The organism is Paraburkholderia gardini (assembly GCF_907164545.1).
Taxonomy (GTDB): domain Bacteria; phylum Pseudomonadota; class Gammaproteobacteria; order Burkholderiales; family Burkholderiaceae; genus Paraburkholderia; species Paraburkholderia gardini.
Genome location: NZ_CAJQZB010000013.1, coordinates 35,630 through 53,312, shown reverse-complemented (window position 1 = coordinate 53,312; position 17,683 = coordinate 35,630). Strand labels below are relative to the sequence as shown.

The window sequence follows — 17,683 nt, the reverse complement described above, 5'->3', positions numbered from 1 at the left end:
ATTCAATGGCGACACGAACGACGGCCACAAAGCCAGCGACAAAAGCAACGCCAAAAACAGCGGACAGCACTGCGCGAATCCGTGTCGGCATTGGCGGCTGGACGTTCGAGCCGTGGCGCGGCGTGTTTTATCCCGAAGGGCTCGCGCAGAAACGCGAACTCGAATACGCGAGCCGCCAGCTGACGACCATCGAAGTCAACGGCACGTTTTACGGTTCGCAAAAGCCGGCCACGTTCGCGAAGTGGCACGACGAAACACCGGACGACTTCGTCTTTTCGCTGAAAGCGCCGCGATTCGCCACGAACCGCAGAGTGCTGTCGGAAGCCGGCGATTCCATCGAGCGGTTCTTCGCCAGCGGCGTGCTGGAACTGAAGAACAAGCTCGGACCGGTCAACTGGCAATTTGCCACGACCAAACAATTCGATCCCGACGATTTTGAAGGCTTTCTCAAGCTCCTGCCAAAGCGCATCGACGCACGCACGATCCGCCATGCAGTCGAAGTGCGGCACGAGAGCTTTCGCAACGCAGCGTTCGTCGCGCTCGCGCGCCGATACGAGGTAGCGATTGTCATGGCAGGCGATTCGAAGTATCCACAGATCGCAGACCCGAGCGCGCCGTTCGTCTACGCGCGGATCATGGGCACGACCGAAGCGCAACCGAAAGGTTATTCCAGCAGCGCGCTGGATCAGTGGACAGCACGTGCGCGCACATGGGCATCAGGCGGCACGCCAGACGGGCTCGATATGTCCGGCGACGCGAGCGCGGCGGACACGCCTCGCGATGTCTACCTCTATGTGATCAGCGGGTTCAAGGCGCACAATCCGGCCGCCGCGATCGCGATGCTCGAACGCCTGAGCAAACGCAACGCGTAGCGCGCAATCACCCGCTATGAAGACGCAACCTCCGGCAACGCGTTGCTCGCCTTGAGATGCTCCGCAAGCAGTCTTGCGTGCGGAGTCAACGTCGCGAAATCGCGGGCGCAGAGACGGAGTTGCCGCGACCCCCACGGCTCCGAAAGCGGCAGGATCTCAAGACCTGGCCGGCGCAGCGCCGCGGCCGATGCCTCTGAAAGAATCGCGATCCCGATGCCCGCTTCGACGAGCATCCCCACGTTTTCCACGCTTCTCAGCTTGAGACGGTAATTCATCTGCCGCCCAAGACGGGACGCACGCTGGCCCAGATACGTTTCCAGCGCCGCATCCGACAAACCGACGAATGCCTCGCCGACGATATCCGCGAACGCCACGCTCGCCTGCCCGGCGATACGATGCCTCGTGCTCGCGACGACCACCAGTTGATCGCGCGCGAGCAGATGGATTTGCAGCGTCGTCATCTCGGCGATATCCGCGACGATCCCCACTTCGGCACGCCCTTCCGCGATCGCGAGCGCGATCTCGCTGCTCGGACGCTCCTCCAGGTCGACAGAAAGATCGGGGTAACTCGCGAGGAAGCTGCACAACTGCTGCGGCAGGAACGCAGCGAGCGCGGCGGTGTTCGACAACAGCCGGATGCGCCCTTTCAGGCCGGTGGTATACGTGTGCAGTTCGCCGCGCATCTGCTGAACCTGCTCGAGGATCAGACGTGCATGCCGCACCAGCGCATCGCCAGCCGCGGTCGTCCGTACGCCCCGGCGCGTGCGCTCGAGGAGCGGCGCGCCGAGCGCGGATTCCATCCCTGAAATGCGCTCGCTCGCGGACGCCAGCGCGAGATTCATCGCCCGCGCGCCCTGAGTCAGGCTACCGTGCTCGATCACGCTGAGAAAAAGACGCAGATCGGTCAGATCGAATCGCACGCGTGCCTCCCTTCGGTTTCGCCGAAGTCTAACATTGGAAAAGCCAGATTGCGGATATGTGGAGCCGTCGCTACGATTCGTCGAATGAACCAGCTTTTGTTACTTTCAGGTGCGGGATTGCTGGCGGGTGCGATGAATGCGCTCGCTGGAGGTGGCTCGTTCGTCAGCCTGCCCGCATTGATTCTGGCAGGCGTGCCACCGGTTCAGGCGAACGCATCGAGTACGGTCGCGTTGTTCCCTGGCGGCGTCGCGAGCGCCTGGGCATATCGCGACGGGCTCGGCCCGATCGGCACGGTGTCGCTGCGTCCGTTGCTGGCGATCACGCTGGCGGGCGGCGTCATCGGTGCGCTGCTGCTGTTGTGGACGTCGCCGAAAGCGTTCAACTTCGTGTTGCCCTGGCTGCTTCTGGTCGCAAGCCTCGCGCTCGCGTTCGGACGCGGGCTCGGTGAACGGCTTCGCCGGCGCTGCCACATCCGGCCTTCGGTGGTGATGGCGGTGCAGTTCGCGCTTGGCGTCTACGGCGGATATTTCGGCGGGGCCGTCGGCATCATGATGCTGGCGATCTGGGGGCTACTCGACAGTGGCGACCTCAAGCGCCTGAACGCGCCGCGCACGCTGCTCGTCAGTTCGGCGAACGCGATGGCCGTGCTGACCTTCATCATCGCGCACGCCGTACACTGGCCGCAGACGCTGCTGATGCTCGTCGCCGCGATCGTGGGCGGTTACGGCGGCGCGCAGATCGGCCGCCGCGCGCCGGCCGCCCTGATCCGCTCCGCCACCCTGCTGCTGACCGTCTGCATCACGCTGGCGTTTTTCGTGCGCGCCTATGCGCCCGCATTCAAATAATCGCCGTGGCGTGCCGTTTTATCGTTGTCAGGAGGGCGAATCACGCATCGCTTCCTGACATCGAAGTTGTGAACCAGGAGACGTGTGATGATTTCAGCCCTGCTCGACACAATGGGTGCGCTGGCGATCCTCGCCAGCGTGGCAGCGAAGATCGTCATGATCCGTCACATGCGGGAACACGACAACATCGCCCGGTCCGCTATCGATCAGCCCGCACCGGTCGCTTCGTCCGGCAAGCACGCAGGCTGAGTGATATCGCCACGTTCTCGGCTATTGCGCGACGCGGCGATGCCGCGCAACCGGCGCATCGAGCGTTCGGGATGGATCAGCCAGAGCGCGGCCACACCCGCTGCGACGAGCACCGAGCCAAGAAACAGAAATCCGTGTTCGAAGCCCACCGCCTGGCTGTGCGCGGCGCCGACGAAGCGCCCCATCAGTGCGGGCGCGACAAATCCGGCGAGCGTCGCGATCGAATTGTTGATGGCAAGCCACGCACCCCGCTGCGCAGGCGGCGTGACTTCACCGATCATCAACGGGCCGAACAGAAAGATCAGCTGGCCAAAGCACGCACCCAATGTCAGGCAGACGATTTTCAAAGGCGCGCCGATACCGGTGGTCATGCAGATGAATGTAAGCCCGGTCAATGCGATCGCACCGCTCGTGATAAAGCCGCGTGATGCGCGCGATGAAACACCTTTGTCGAACAGATACTGCGAGAACCACGACATCACCAGCGAAGCAGGAATCGCCGCGCCGACGATGACCGAAAAGAGCCAGCCGGCGTCAGTCGCGGAATAGCCGAGGCCCAGCCGCAGATAAGCGGGGAACCACGTGAAGCACAGCGAAAGCGCGAGAAATCCCGCGAACGAAAGCAGAAAAATGCCGACGAGCGTCGGATCGGACATCAGCGCGCGGTACGGCACACGAGCGGGCGCACACACCTCGGCGCGAGCGGAAACCGAAACGGAATGCGGCGCGTCGGTCGCATCCTGCTTCGAAGATTCGTCGACGCTGCCTTCCGCGCCCAACAGCAGCCAGAGCATGGTCCAGATCGCGCCGACGACGCCAAGCGCAAGAAACGCCGCGTGCCAGTCATAGTGAATCATCAGCCACGTCAGACACGGTCCCGCCACGAGCATGCCCATGTTCGCGCCCTGCTGCACGATCGCGGTCGGGATATTGCGTCTGCTGTTGTCGAACCATTTGTATGTGGCGTGGACCGCGAGCGCGTAGGCCGGCCCTTCGCCCGCGCCGAGCAGCACGCGGCATGCGATCAGCAGCGGAAACGACACCGCGCCGACGAGCGGAAACTGCACGGCCGCCCACACGATCGACAGTATCGCCAGCAGCCATTTCGTCTTGACCCGGTTCGCGATAAAACCGAAGACGATTCCCGAAATCGAGAACAGCACAAAAAAGCTACTGCCGACGAGACCCAGCTGCCCGGGTGTCAACCCGAGGTCGTGCATCATCGGCACGGCCGCGAGGCCGATCACGGCCTTGTCGGCGAAATTGATCAGCATGAACAGGAACACCAGCGCCACCACAATCCACGCACGCCATCGGCGGGTCGATTCTTTCAACATGTCTCCTCCTTGATTCGTACAGTAAGCGCCGGTCCGGTCTCGAATGCCGGATTGGTGCGGTCAATGCGCGCGCCGGCTTCTCATGATTCGATGCGCCGGATCGGGGGCCACGAAAAGCGCTGCTCCAGGTGCGCCGCCCCCGGGATATACACGCGCAACGTCACGTAGAACGGCGCTGCCGGTGCGGGCAGCCAGTTGCATTGAAGCGCGGCGTCCCGCGGCGCCTGCGCCGACAGTCGCAGCGTCAGCCCCGCTTCGTCATGACGCAGGTGCGCGGAGCGATCGCCGATCGAGTAACGGTCGATGACGTTGTCCACCAGCATGCACGACGCCTTGTCGTACATCGTCAGCGACCAGAACGCCTGCGCCTGCGGCAGACCGCCCGGCGCGAACGTCAGTTCGTACGCGTGGTGTCCGTCGAGCGGCCGTCCTTCGCTGTCGCAATCCGCGGAGAAATACATCGCCTCCTCGATGCCCAGTGCGCCGATGTAGTTCCAGCAGACATGCGCGCGTGCGAAGTAATCGTCGCCGAACGAATCGCGCACATCGACCGTCAGGAACCAGCCGCCGCCGAGCGCCGACGGATGCGGCACGTCCAGCTCCGCGATCACGCCTTCGAGCGCGGCACCGAGCACGGCGAACGGTTCCGCGTCAGACGCAGCGGCCGTCGGCGCATCGAAACCGGCGCCGATGCCGACAGCGGCGAACCGGCCGGAATACGCACGCTCGGCAGCCGGAGGCGGATTGCGCAACAGCGCGGCGTTGACGACTTCGGCATAGCGGCGCGCGTCGCCCACCGTTTCGCTTCGCTCCATGCCGACGTCGAAGCGTCGTTGCGCGGGGCCTCCATCGATCGTCGTCAGAAGAAAGCGATCCTGCAGCGCGTGCACGGCCGGCAGATCCTGCGGACCATCCACCAGCACGCGCCCGATCATCCAGACGTCGCGCGTCGGGCAGGCGACGGGCGTGATATCCGTCAGATCGAGATCGGCGGGCAGCGGCGTATCGCGGTGATACAGCAGGAATTTTCCCGCGCCGTTGCCCGTCGTGCGCGTGCCGATCGAGTTGAACGGATTCGTATAGAAGTCCAGCAGGCCAAGCACGTAGTAGCGGCCGGCCGTGTCGGGCACCGTCAGCAGCAGCGGCGCTTCGCCGACGTCGAGCCACGCGCTGATGTACAGCGTGTCGTTATTGGGCGTCACGACCTTGCGGTGCTGAGGACCGAGTAGCTGGCGATCGAGCATCAGACGGTTGATCCAGCAGAGCGTCGAATCCGGGCTCTCGCCGGCGAACTGACCGCTGTCGTTGCGGCGCGGACACGTCGTCGCGCGCGAACGCGCCATTTCGTAGAGCGGCAGCGTGTAGATCACGGCATCGCGGGCGAGCGTGGCGAGATCATCCGCCGGGTTCGGGGTTGCAACTGCATGCGCGCGCGTCGTGGCGCGTTCGCTTGTGGAAAGGGACATGAATACCGCTCCGTAAACAGGACGAAAGAGACGGGGTCAAGCCTACGCCAGCCAGTGCATAACGGAATCAGGGTTTCGCTATGTTAAACACTTTGGACGGGACCCCTGCCTATACTGGCCTGACACCACCCTGCGGGTGGACGCAGTGTGCGATGACCATCGCTGGTGAAACGGCCCTGGCGCCGTACGTTGCCCACCGCCCGCGCAGACACGTAGACACCGCATTCACCCAGGAGGACGTTCCAGCATGACCAGTAGCACTGCACAGGAAGAATGGGCCTACGTTGCCGGCGTTCAGGCTTACGTCTACGGCTATCCGCTCGTCGAGATCGTCAGGACGTGCGCGCTGATGACGGCCGTCGATGCGCCCACCGGATACGGACGCGCGCCGGTCAACCAGTTTTCGCACTGTCCGCGGCCGTGGACGCATGAGGACCGCGACGTCGTCACGCCCGCCAACGACCTGCTGTATTCGATGGCCTGGCTGAACCTGGCCGACGGCCCGGTCGTGCTGGCGACGCCCGCGCCGACCGGCCGTTATTTCGTCATCGAACTGGTCGACGCGTACAGCGACAACTTTCGCAATCTCAGCCCGCGCGTCGTGGGTCCGGGCGCATCGCGCTTCGCGCTGGTGGGTCCCGGCTGGTCCGGTACGTTGCCCGACGGCACCGAGGAAATCCGCTGTCCGACGAATCTGGTATGGGTGCTGGGACGCGTGCTGATCGACGGCCCCGACGACATGCATGAAGCGCGCGCCTTCCAGGCGCAGTTCACGCTGACGGCGACCGGCAGGAGCCGCCTGCCGCAGTCGGTCGTCGACTATCGGCCGTCGACGTCCCCGGACATCGCGTTCTTCGACAATCTCGCGCGCGCGATGCAGGACAATCCGCCGCCCGCGGCCGACGCGGGCCTCGTCGCGCAATTCGCGCGCATCGGTCTCGGAGGCCGCCAGCGTTTCGATGCGGGACCGGCCAGCGAAGCGCGGCTCGCGGGCCTGCAACGTGCTGCGAAGGCGGGCGCGCAGCTCATCGAAGGCCATACGCGCAGCCGTCGCGCGCTGCCGTGGTCGATCAACTACGCGGGCGGGCGCCTCGGCACCGATTACCTCGCGCGCGCGTGCACGGCGATGAAAGGCCTCGGCGCACTCGCCAGCGACGAAGCGCTCTACGCGCTCGGCGACTTCGACGCGAACGGCGAGCAACTCGATGGCGCGCGGCAATACGTGCTGCATTTCCCGGCAGGACAGCTGCCGCCCGTCGACGCGTTCTGGTCCGTGTCGATCTACGGAAGCGACTTCTTCTTCGCGGACAACCCGATCCGGCGCTACGCCATCGGCGACCGTTCGCGCGACCTGCGCCGCGGCAAGGACGGATCGCTCGATATCCACATCCAGCACACGGAACCGCGACAGGGCATCTCGAACTGGCTTCCGGCGCCCTCAGGACGCTTCTATCTGATCCTGCGCCTGTACCATCCGCGCGACGAGATCCTGAAGCGCGACTACGTCATTCCGGCTGTCCAGCGAGTCGACGAAAGCACGGCTGGCTGACAGGCGAAGCGGCCTGTCCGGTACACCCGGACAGGCCGCTTTTCACGCAACATCCCGATTACGCAGTCGTTACACCGTCATCACGCCGCTTCTCCACCACGCGATGGCGTGCCTGCCGCGCTCATCGGCACATCGTTTGTGTTCACGGGGCACAGCCGCTGCAACCGGTGCACGGACCGTTCCGGATTCATCAGCCACACCCCCAGCAGGCCAGACGGCACCAGCACGCAGCCCAGCACGGTGAAACCGTGTCTGAAGCCTTCGGCGACACCGCCCGCATCGCCGACAAAATGGCCCATCAGCGCCGGCGCGATCAGTCCCGCGAGTGTGCCAAGCGATGCATTGATGCCCAGCCATGCCGCGCGCTGCGACGTGGGGGTCACTTCAGCGATCATCAGCGGCGCGAAGAAGAAAATCAGCTGGCTCAGCACGTTGCTCGCCGCGAGGCACGCGACCTTTGCGCCCGCGCCGATCTCCATCGTCGTGCCGAACAGCGCGAGCCCCGCCAGCGCGATCGGCACGCTCGCCATGGCGCCGCGCGAGACCCGCGAACTCATACCGCGCGCCGCCATCCATTGCGAAGCGGCTGAGATGGCGAGCGTCGCCGGAATGCCCGCGCAGACGATCAGCGAGAACAGCCAGCCCACATCCGCCGCCGGATAGCCGAGCGCAAGACGCAGATAGACGGGAAACCACGTGAAGCCCACCGACAGCACGGCGTATCCGACGAAGGTGAGCACCACGCATCCGAGCAGCGTCCGGTCGCATATCAGATCGCGATAACGCACGCGCACAGGCACGGACGCCCGCACCCCGCCGTTCACGGGCGAAGCGCCCGCGTGATCGTCGACCGTGCCTTCCTCGCCGAGCAGCAGCCACACGACGGTCCAAACGCAGCCCGCCAGTCCGAGCGCGAGGAACGCGCTGTGCCAGTCGTAGTGAATGATCAGGTAAGTGAGGACCGGACCCGCCACCAGCATGCCGGTATTGGCACCCTGAAGCAGAATGGCGCCCGGCAGGTTGCGTCTGCTGTTGTCGAACCACTTATACGTCGCGTGGAGCGCGAGCGGATACGCCGGTCCCTCGCCCGCGCCGAGCACCACGCGGCATGCGATCAGCAGCGGAAACGACGCCGTGCCCGCCAGCGGAAACTGCACGACGGCCCAGGTGATCGACAGCACCGCCAGCAGCCATTTCGTCTTGATGCGGTTCGCCGCGAAGCCGAACAGCACGCCCGAAATCGAGAACAGCAGAAAGAAGCTGCTGCCGACCAATCCGAGCTGCTGCGGCGACAACCCGAGATCGTGCATCATCGGCACGGCGGCCAGCCCGACAACCGCCTTGTCGGCGAAATTGATCAGCATGAACAGGAACATCATCACGACGACCACCCACCCGCGCCATCGGGTTGCTATGGGGAACATGTTTCCTCCTTGACCGCAGCATGCCAGATGCGCTCGTTAGAACCGCTCCTGCAACGCGAGGCGCACACCGATCTGATGATCCGTCGTGGACGGGCTGAAGCCGCTGATCGAAGCCACCGCCGGCTGGCCGAGCGAATCGCGGCCGCTCGCGCGCTGCAGCACGGTCAGCAGATAGACGCTCGTGCGCTTCGACAGGTTGTAGATCGTGCCCAGATCGAGCTGAAGATATTTCGCGCCGCCGTCGCCGTTCACGGAGTTGCGGTCCGTGTAGTGGATCGCGCTGCCGACGAGCCACGCTGGCGTGATCTGCGAGCGCGCGCTCAGCTCGAAGCTCGTGAACGCAGCGGTACCCGTGTATCCCAGCGGGTTCGGACCGGACGACGAACCGAGCCCCTCGAAACGCGTGTTCGTCACGACGAAGCCGAGCGTGACCGGGCTGAACGCATACTGGAGCGCGGCGCCTGCGATCTGGGTCGTCTTCGCGGACGCGTAGCCCGCATCGACCGGATACGATTCGGGCGTCGCGGGCGAGCCGAACGAACCGATGTTGTTGGCCGTCGTCGTGCCCTTGTTCGGCGTCGTGCCATACAGCGACACGTTCGGGTCGCGCGCGTTCAGGTAACCGGCCGCGACCAGCAGCGAGCCCACGCCGTAATGCGCACCGAGCGACCAGAGCTGGTTCTGCGTCACGCTTCCGGCGACGCCGCCAAGGCTGTAGAGACCAGCCGCCGCGAAACCGCGGTAATCGGGCGTGCGGTACTTGATCGCATTGTTGATCCGGCTCGTGTTCGACAGGCTGTCGACGTCGTCCGGCTGCGCGCCCATATAGCCGGCCCATTGGCCTGTCGCCGTCAGCGGCTGCACGAAGTCGGTGTACGTGTCGTATTGCCGGCCGACCGTGACGCTGCCGAATCCGCCCTGCAAACCGATATACGCCTGGCGGCCGAACTCCGCGCCGCCCTGGGCGAGCGCGCCGTTGTTCAGCGTGTAGCCGCTTTCCAGCACGAACACGGTTTGCAGGCCGCCGCCCAGATCCTCGACGCCGCGCAGGCCCCAGCGGCTACCCGCGACGCCGTTCGCGCTCCCGTCGGACATCGCGAACTGGGACGCGCCGTGCAGTCCCGACGCCGTTCGCGATGTCTGGGTGTTGTTGACGTACGTAAGGCCGATGTCGATCAGCCCGTAGAGCGTAACGCTGCTCTGTGCGTGTGCGCTGAACGCGAATGCGCCGAGCAGCCAGCCGAGGTGCCGGATTTTCATGGACAAGTCTCCAATGTCAGATTTTGTTTATGTAGGTAAAACCAGTGCGGAGCGATGAAACAGTCACGGCCATTTCGAAACCCGAATGCGTCTCTAACGCGCGGGCGTCGCGTACTGCCTGAGCGCGCGCTGCGCGATCGCGGCGCGATGCACTTCCGATGCGCCATCGAAGATGCGAAACGGGCGCACCTCGCGATAGAGCGCGGACAACACGGTGTCGCCCGAAATGCCGAACGCGCCGGTCAGCTGCACCGCGCGGTCGACCACCCGGCCGACGGCCTCGGAGACAAAGACCTTCGCCATCGACGATGCCTGCTTCACGGACTGTCCGGCGTCCATGCGCGTCGCGACGTCGTACGTCATCAGGCGGGCGGCATACAGGTCGATCTGCGAATCGGCGATCAGCGTCTGCACGGCCTGGTGTTGCGCGAGCGGCTTGCCGAACGAGTCGCGTCCCACGACGTAGCGCGCGGCGATATCGAGCGCGCGTTGCGCCGCGCCGATGAACCGCATGCAATGCGTGAGACGCGCCGGCTCGAGCCGCAGCTGCGCGTGGCCGAAGCCTTCGCCGACCTGGCCGAGCACCGCGTCGTCGCCGACCATGCAGCCCTCGAAGGCGAGTTCGCAATGCGAGCTGATGAAGCCGTCGAGCGCGTCGATCACGCGCACCATCCGGTAGCCCGGCGTATCGGTATCGACGATGAACATCGTCGGTCCGCTGTCGGTCTGCGCCATCACGATCGCGAAATCCGCGCCGAGCGCGCCGCTGATGAACCACTTGCGCCCGTCGATCACCCACCGGCCGTCGCGCCGGGTTGCGCGCGTGAGCAGCATCGACGGATCGGAACCCGCGCCCGGCGGCGGCTCGGTCATCGCGAAACACGATCTCGCGGCGCCCGCCGCCAGCGGCTTCAGGTAGCGCTCGCGCTGCGCATCGGTACACAGGCTCGCGAGCATCAGGATGTTGGTTTCGTCGGGCGGTCCGGCGTGCAGCGCATGTGGACCGAGCAGGCTGCGTCCCGCCTCTTCGAGAATCACGGCGCGCTCGCGAAACGACAGCCCGAGGCCGCCGAGTTCGCGTGCGATGCCAGGGCCGAGCACGCCGGCGTCGCGCGCTTTCTCGCGCAGGCGGTGAATGACCGCGTCCTGGGCGGCGAAGTCGTGCGCCAGTGCGTTGTCCTCGCACGGGATCACGTCTTCGTCGATGAACGCGCGTACGCGCAAGCGAAGCGTTTCTAGCGGCGTCTGGTTCGCGTTCATAAGGCTGTCTCCCGATGCGGTGCGTTTCATGCGTGCGCGTGCGGGGCGCGCGCGACTATCAGCGCATCGACGGCGCAGGCGAGCTGTCCGTGCGGCCGGGCAATAAACGGATTGATGTCGATCGACTCGATCGTGTCCGCGTTCGCCGCCGCGAAACGCGACAGCGCGGCAAGTGCTTCGGCGATGGCGTCGACATCGACGGCAGGTTGACCGCGCACGCCGCCGAGCACCGGCCAGCCGCGAATCTCGCGGATCATCCGGTGTGCTTCCGCGAGATCGAACGGCGCGCGCCGGAACGTCACGTCCTTCAGCACTTCGACGAGAATCCCGCCGAGGCCGAACATCACGACCGGGCCGAACACCGGATCGCGCGTCACGCCCAGGATGCATTCGACGCCGTTCGCGATCATCGGCGCCACGAGCGCGCCGTCGATCCGCGCGCCGGGCACGGCACGCGCGGCACTCTGCGTGACGCGTGCAAACGCGTCACGCACCGCTTCCGCATCGGCGAGGTGAAGCGCGACGCCGCCCACGTCGGACTTGTGCGCGATGTCGGCGGACAGCACTTTCAGCGCGACCGGAAAGCCCATCGCCGCGGCGGCCGCGGCCGCTTCGCCGGCCGTCGACACCGCGCGGCTTTGCACGACCGGAATGTCCGCCGAGGCGAGCAGTTGCAGCGCGGCGGCTTCGTCGAGACGCTCGCTTTGCAGGACCACCGGCTCGGGCAGCGTAATGGGCGCGGCGGCGCGCTCGAAATGCCGTCGAAAGCCGTGCAATGCCGCAATCGCGCGCACGGCGGCGGCGGGTTCCTCGAACGTGAGGCAGCGCTGCGCTTCGAGGAAATTGCGGTTCTCTTCGTCGAAAATCGACACGACCGCGACCGTCAGGTCGGGATGCGCCGCGCGCACGCGCGCCCAGAGATCGGTGACGAGCGGCCGGTGCTGCGCCGACATCCCGGTGACGGCCTGAAACGACACCAGCGCGTCGTAGCCGCCGTGCGCGAGCATCGTGTCAACGGCGTCGCCCAGCAGCGCGGTGTCGTTGAGCACCTGGCCCGTGATGTCGACGGGATTGACGGCGGACGCAAACGGCACACGCTCGAGAATCACCTGCTGCGCCGCCTGCGGCAGCGCGGGCACCGACAGGCCGAGCCGGTGCGCTTCGTCGACCATCAATACGCCCGCGCCGCCCGAGATCGACACGATGCCGAGCGCGTCCGACGCGGGCATCGGCGCGACCGAACACGCATAGCCGATATCGAACAGTTCGTGGATATCGTTCGCGCGGTAGACGCCGTACTGACGCAGCACGGCATCGTAGATTTCGTCGCAACCGGCGAGCGACGCAGTGTGCGACGCCGCCGCTGCCGCGCCCTGCGTCGTGCGCCCGACCTTGCACATCACCACCGGCTTGCGCTGCGCGCGCGCGAGCTCGAGCGCCGCGCAAAGCTTGTCGCCATCGCGCGCGCCTTCGAGATAGCAGAGGATCACGGACGTCGCCGGGTCGAGCGCCTGCCACGCGAGCGCATCGGCGAGTTCGATGTCGGCCTCGTTGCCCGTCGACACGAAATGACTGACGCCGAGGCCGCGCCGCTGCGCCAGCATCAACGCGAAGATGCCGAACGCGCCGCTCTGGCTGATGAGTCCGATGTTGCCGCAAAGCGGCGCGGCGATTTTCAGCGCCGGCGTGAAGGTCGCATAGACGCGCTGATGGTTGTTCACGAAGCCGAGACAGTTCGGCCCGAGCAGCCGTATTCCGCTTTCCTCGACAAGCGCGCGCAGGTTGTTCTGCGCGCGCCGGCCTGCGTCGCCGGTTTCGGCAAAGCCTGAGGAAAACATCACGATGGAGCGCACGCCCGCGGCGGCGGCATCCTCGACGGCCGACATGACACCGGAGGCGGGCACGGCGCAGATCGCCATATCGATCGGCGCGCCGACGTCGCGCAGGGAAGGCCACGCCTGCAGACCCTGGATGCGATCCTGCTTCGGATTGACCGGATAGATCGCACCGGGATAACGCTGGCTCAGTAGATATTCGACGGGCAGCCCGCCGATCTTCGCAGGGTTCGACGACGCGCCGACCACGGCGATGGATGCGGGTTTGAACAGGGCGTCGAGCGCGGCGTGCTCGCTGGAAGACAAGGGCATTGAAACCACTCCGGAACGGAAACTGAAGATGTAGTTCAAGCCTAACAACCTGGCAGGATGCCGATATTAGGGTTTCGCTATGTTAAACACCGATGCGCCGCACGCCGCGCTGTGCTTGAATAGGCGAAGCGCTAAACCACGCGCATTTTTCCGCTCACGTTCATGCTTATGACCCAACATCCGTCCCGCAATCCACAGTTCGCGACGACGCTCGCGCATGGCCTCGAACTGCTGAACTGCTTCAAGCTCGGCGAACCGGTTCTCGGCAACAAGGAATTCGCCGAACGGACCGGCCTGTCGAAAGCGACCGTTTCGCGCCTCACGTACACGCTCGCGATGATCGGATTCCTGCGCTACGACAACAGCGTGCGCAAATACCGGCTGGGGTCGGCGGCGGTGTCAGTGGGTTATCCGTTCCTGCAGGGCATGCGCATCCGGGAGCTGGCGCGACCCCTGATGAAGGAACTCGCCGACGCGGTACGCGGGTCCGTTTCGCTCGGCATGCGCGACCGCACGCAGATGGTGTATGTCGAAACGTCGCGTCGGCACGAATCGCCTGCGTTCCGGCCGGATACGGGTGCGACACTGCCGGTGCTGGCATCGGCGATGGGGCGCGCGTGGCTGGGACGCGCCACGCCTGCCCAGCGCGATGCGGTGCTCGAACTCGTGCGCACCCGCGATCCGGTGCAATGGGAGACGTGGCACGCATCGCTCGCGCCCGCGTTGCGCGCGTTTACGAAGCGCGGCTTCGCGATCAGCGAAGGCGAAATCAAGCGCGACATCCACGCGGTGGCCGTGCCGATGCGCACGCCGATCGACTCGGAGATTTTCGTTTTCAATTGCGGCGTGCCGCGGATCCAGCTCGGCCGGCATACGCTCGTCGACGAAATCGCACCGAAGCTGATTCATATGGTCGAGAGGCTCGAACGCGAACTCGAGGCACAGCAGGACGTCGCACTGGCCGGCAAATAATCATGAAACACTTAACCATGAACCGCATTCATAAGGAGTCCCGCCATGTTCGCGCTGCCTGACGACGATGACCGCCAGTTCGCCGTCACGCTGGCGCGCGGGCTCGAAATACTGCGCTGCTTTCTTCCCGGCGAAAAGATGCTGGGCAATCGTGATTTTGTCGAACGCACGGGGCTGTCCAAAGCCACGGTTTCGCGGCTGGCCTTCACGTTGACGGAGCTCGGCTATCTGCGTCACGACGTCGAGGCGCGCAAGTACCGGCTCGGTGGCGGCGTGCTGTCGATGGGCTATCCGCTGCTGGCCGGCATGCGCATCCGCCAGATCGCGCGGCCGTTCATGCGCGAACTCGCGATGCAGATACGCGGCGCCGTTTCGCTCGGCATGCGCGACCAGGCGAACATGGTCTACATCGAAAGCTGCTCGGCGGACAAACGCTCCGACGCGCGGCCCGACGTCGGCGCGGCCCATCCGGTTCTGCGCATGGCAATGGGACGGGCATGGCTGGCGGGCGTCGGCCCCGAAGAACGCGAAGTGGCGCTGAACCAGCTACGCGTCGGCGTGCCGGATCAATGGCAGCGGTACCGGCCGCAACTGGATCAGGCGATGCGCGACTATGCCGAACTCGGTGTGTGCGTATCGCACGGCGACATGCAGAAGAACGTATACGGCATCGCGGTGCCGCTGTGTGCGCCGGTCGACTCGGAAACGTTCGTGTTCAACTGTGGCGTGATGGATCACACGCCACAGGCGCGCGCGCTGCTCGACGACGTCGCGCCACGGCTCATCGCGATGGTCGCCAATGTCGAGGCCGCGGCGGGTTTGCGCCAGGCGGCCGGCCTGTAGCGCTTCCCCGTTGCGGCGGGCAACGCGTCGCTTCGTGGCATCACGACTGGTCACGAAGGTCCGGTGACGGGCGTGTCGTCGTTGCCGGCGACCTTTGTGACAACAGCCTTGCGACCCGCTGTTACGTCAGAAGTCGAAACGCGCGTTCAGCGACAGCGTGCGCGGCTCGCCCGGCGTGATGTAGTCCGCGTACTGGTATTCCCAGTAACGCCGGTTGGTCAGGTTGTCGATCGCCGCGCGCACCGACACGCCGTGTCCGGCGATACATGTCGAATACGTCGCGCCCAGATTCACCAGCATGTAGCCTGGCGCGTTCAGATCGCCCGACGGCCGCACGGGCGTATTGCCGGTGAACTTGGCATCCGCGCCGATCTTCAGACCCGGCACGTACGGCACTGCGTAGTACACGTGCGCAGCCGCGACAAAACCGGGTGCGCCGGCGACGCGGTTGCCGTCGTTAGTCGACCCCTTCTCGTAGTGCGTCGCGATCCACATCAGGTCGCCACCGACAGTCCAGTTGTTGCCCAGGCGCACGTCGGTTCCGGCTTCGATACCCTGAAAGATCGACTCGCCATCCTGCACGTAGACGTTGGCGCTGTTCGCGTACTGCGCGCCGCGTTCGATGCGAAACAGTGCGGCAGTCGCGCTCCAGCGGTCATGATCGCTCTTCACACCGACCTCGTACTGCTTGCTGCGCAGCGGCTTGAGCAGTTCGCCGCCGTTTGCGTAGGCCTCGTTCACCACCGTGCCAGGTTCGAGCGACTCGACGTAGCTCGCATACAGCGTGGTGGTCGGCGCGAGCCTGAACATCACCGCGACGGACGGCGTCAGCACGCCGTTCTGCGAATACGTCGATGCGGTCGCGCCACTGACGGTGTAGCCGTGCTGCTCGTAGTTCGTATAGCGCACGCCGCCGAGCACCGACCAGCGTTGTGTCAGCTGGATTGTGTCGCTGGCGAAGAGCGCCTTCTGCGTGATGTCGCTGTCGCGATAGGTATAAAAGCCGCTGCTGTCGTATCGGTTCGTGTTCGGCTCGTAGATATTGCCGACACCGATCGGGCCGTAGAAGCTGTTGGCGCCGTAGTCGTTCGTCTGCTTCTGGTACGCGCCGCCGAACACGAGCTGATGCTGGAGCGGACCGGTCCTGACGTTACCTTCCGCCATCACCTGCCACGCGCTGAGCATGTGGCCTTCCTTGCCCTGGAAGCGTGTATCGGAGTAATCGCCGGACGGATCGAGCAGATAGAACGTGCTCTCATTACGGTCGCGCGTACTCTTGCTGAAGCTGTACGTGGCGCTGACGGTCCAGTCCTGGTTCAGGTTGTAGTGCAGGCCGCCGGTGTAGAGCTGCAGGTTCGTGTTCAGATGCTGGTCGGGCGTGACCAGGTTGCTGCTGCCGCCGCTGATGCGTCCCGGCAGCGATGTGCCGTCATACAGCGCCGTGGAGAGCGCTGTCGTGATGCCCGACGCGTGGCGTTCCTGATACAGCGCGCCGAACGTCGCCGTCAGGTCGCGGGTCAGGCGCGCGTCCGCGGCAAGCGAGAACGCGTCACGCCGCACGTTGCCGTCGTTGTAGGTCTTGCCTTCTTCATGCGTCGCGTTGAAGCGGTAGCCGAACATATTATCCGGACCGACGCGCCCGCCCAGATCGAGATGCTCCGACCAGATCGCGGTCGAGCGGTATCCGACGTCGACGCTGCGGATCGGCGTGCCGGAAACCGGCGGCTTTTTTGTCACGTAGTTGACGACGCCGCCCGGCGAGCCAAACCCGTACATGAAGCCCGACAGGCCTTTCAATAGTTCGACGCTTTCCAGCTGTTCGTAGGGCAACGTGATGCCATAGGCGTTGAACGGCTGACCGTCGATCTTGAAGCCGTTCTGCCAGTCGAGCTGCATGCCGCGCACCGTCACGTACGAGGCCCACGCGTTGTACGGATTGCTGTTGTCCGAAACCGATGCATCCTGCGCGAAGACGTCGCCGAGCTTGTTGGCCTGACGGTCCACCAGTTCCTGGCCGGTGACGACCGTCGTCGAATACGGCGTGTCGAGTTGCGAACGCGAACCCAGCGCGCCGCTGCTGACGTCACGCTCGAGATGCTGGCCGGTGTCGTCGCGTGCGCTCTGGGAACTGACCTTCACGGCGGGGAGAACCTGTTCGCCCGAAGCGGGCGCCGGACTTCCCGCTCCGGCGTCCTGCTGCGCCAGCGCGGCATGACTCGCCGCGAACATCAGCACCGCTGCAACGTGCAACGGTTTAACCGTCACCGCTTTCCTGAATCCGCCCGTCCTGCGCACCGCATTTTTCATTATTTCCCCGTGGCTCAATTTTCCCGCGCGAATACGAATAGTTCGCATTTACAAAAACAGGGATTCTGCCGGCAAACCAGGGGATTTGTAAACTACCTTGCGGCGCGGCTGGCTAGCCGACTGGCCAGGCAAAGCGGAATGCCTTCCGCGCCGACGGGGTAAGCAGCCGCTTACGGACAACTTGCAACCGAGGCCATCAGTCTCTAAAATGCGAATCATTCTTATTTACGA

At 65.0% G+C, this 17,683-nt stretch carries 14 protein-coding genes; 6 read left to right on the top strand and 8 right to left on the bottom strand.

All coding sequences use genetic code 11. The features are described from left to right. Window positions 1-5 precede the first annotated feature (5 nt). A complete protein-coding gene (locus LPA37_RS11720; RefSeq protein WP_229012625.1) occupies window positions 6-872 on the top strand; it encodes a DUF72 domain-containing protein in 867 nt (288 codons plus the stop codon). A gap of 14 nt (window positions 873-886) precedes the next feature. On the opposite strand, the gene LPA37_RS11715 is transcribed toward LPA37_RS11720, so the two are convergent. Continuing rightward, window positions 887-1,792 carry a LysR substrate-binding domain-containing protein gene (locus tag LPA37_RS11715; RefSeq protein ID WP_229012624.1) on the bottom strand — a complete coding sequence of 302 codons (906 nt, stop codon included), beginning with the start codon at window positions 1,790-1,792 and terminating at the stop codon, window positions 887-889. Window positions 1,793-1,876: 84 nt separating this feature from the next. Here LPA37_RS11715 and LPA37_RS11710 point away from each other — a divergent pair, with 84 nt between their 5' ends. Continuing rightward, window positions 1,877-2,638, top strand: coding sequence for a sulfite exporter TauE/SafE family protein (locus tag LPA37_RS11710; protein WP_228979635.1), 762 nt, complete (start codon window positions 1,877-1,879; stop codon window positions 2,636-2,638). Window positions 2,639-2,725: 87 nt separating this feature from the next. Beyond that, entirely contained in the window at window positions 2,726-2,887 is a 162-nt protein-coding gene (locus LPA37_RS11705; protein WP_228979639.1) for a hypothetical protein, read from the top strand. Here LPA37_RS11705 and LPA37_RS11700 read toward each other — a convergent pair. Next, the gene (locus LPA37_RS11700; RefSeq protein ID WP_228979641.1) at window positions 2,845-4,224 is read right to left on the bottom strand and encodes an MFS transporter; all 1,380 of its coding nucleotides are present in this window, start codon (window positions 4,222-4,224) and stop codon (window positions 2,845-2,847) included. The genes LPA37_RS11705 and LPA37_RS11700 overlap by 43 nt on opposite strands. 80 nt (window positions 4,225-4,304) lie before the next feature. Further along, on the bottom strand, window positions 4,305-5,690 hold the full coding sequence (locus LPA37_RS11695; RefSeq protein WP_229012623.1) for a DUF1254 domain-containing protein: 1,386 nt from the start codon (window positions 5,688-5,690) through the stop codon (window positions 4,305-4,307). Between the two features lie 247 nt (window positions 5,691-5,937). Between LPA37_RS11695 and LPA37_RS11690 the strand changes: the two genes are divergently transcribed. Continuing rightward, a complete protein-coding gene (locus tag LPA37_RS11690; RefSeq protein ID WP_228979645.1) occupies window positions 5,938-7,239 on the top strand; it encodes a DUF1254 domain-containing protein in 1,302 nt (433 codons plus the stop codon). Window positions 7,240-7,319: 80 nt separating this feature from the next. Here the strand turns inward: LPA37_RS11690 and LPA37_RS11685 are convergent, their stop codons facing one another. From LPA37_RS11685 to LPA37_RS11670, 4 genes are all read right to left on the bottom strand, one after another. Beyond that, complete coding sequence (locus LPA37_RS11685; protein ID WP_229012622.1) at window positions 7,320-8,663, bottom strand: MFS transporter; 1,344 nt, start codon at window positions 8,661-8,663, stop codon at window positions 7,320-7,322. 36 nt (window positions 8,664-8,699) lie between these two features. Then, the gene (locus LPA37_RS11680; protein ID WP_228979648.1) at window positions 8,700-9,923 is read right to left on the bottom strand and encodes a porin; all 1,224 of its coding nucleotides are present in this window, start codon (window positions 9,921-9,923) and stop codon (window positions 8,700-8,702) included. Window positions 9,924-10,016: 93 nt separating this feature from the next. Further along, window positions 10,017-11,183 carry an acyl-CoA dehydrogenase family protein gene (locus tag LPA37_RS11675; protein WP_228979651.1) on the bottom strand — a complete coding sequence of 389 codons (1,167 nt, stop codon included), beginning with the start codon at window positions 11,181-11,183 and terminating at the stop codon, window positions 10,017-10,019. A gap of 26 nt (window positions 11,184-11,209) precedes the next feature. Further along, window positions 11,210-13,330 (bottom strand): acetate--CoA ligase family protein, encoded by a 2,121-nt coding sequence (locus LPA37_RS11670; RefSeq protein WP_229012621.1) that lies wholly within the window; start codon window positions 13,328-13,330, stop codon window positions 11,210-11,212. A 168-nt stretch (window positions 13,331-13,498) separates the two neighbouring features. On the opposite strand from LPA37_RS11670, the gene LPA37_RS11665 reads away from it, so the two are divergent. Both LPA37_RS11665 and LPA37_RS11660 read left to right on the top strand, forming a co-directional pair. Next, window positions 13,499-14,302, top strand: coding sequence for an IclR family transcriptional regulator (locus LPA37_RS11665; protein WP_324251750.1), 804 nt, complete (start codon window positions 13,499-13,501; stop codon window positions 14,300-14,302). A 45-nt stretch (window positions 14,303-14,347) separates the two neighbouring features. Further along, window positions 14,348-15,145, top strand: coding sequence for an IclR family transcriptional regulator (locus tag LPA37_RS11660; RefSeq protein ID WP_228979658.1), 798 nt, complete (start codon window positions 14,348-14,350; stop codon window positions 15,143-15,145). A gap of 126 nt (window positions 15,146-15,271) precedes the next feature. On the opposite strand, the gene LPA37_RS11655 is transcribed toward LPA37_RS11660, so the two are convergent. Beyond that, window positions 15,272-17,452 (bottom strand): TonB-dependent siderophore receptor, encoded by a 2,181-nt coding sequence (locus tag LPA37_RS11655; RefSeq protein WP_229012620.1) that lies wholly within the window; start codon window positions 17,450-17,452, stop codon window positions 15,272-15,274. Between the last annotated feature and the right edge of the window lie 231 nt (window positions 17,453-17,683).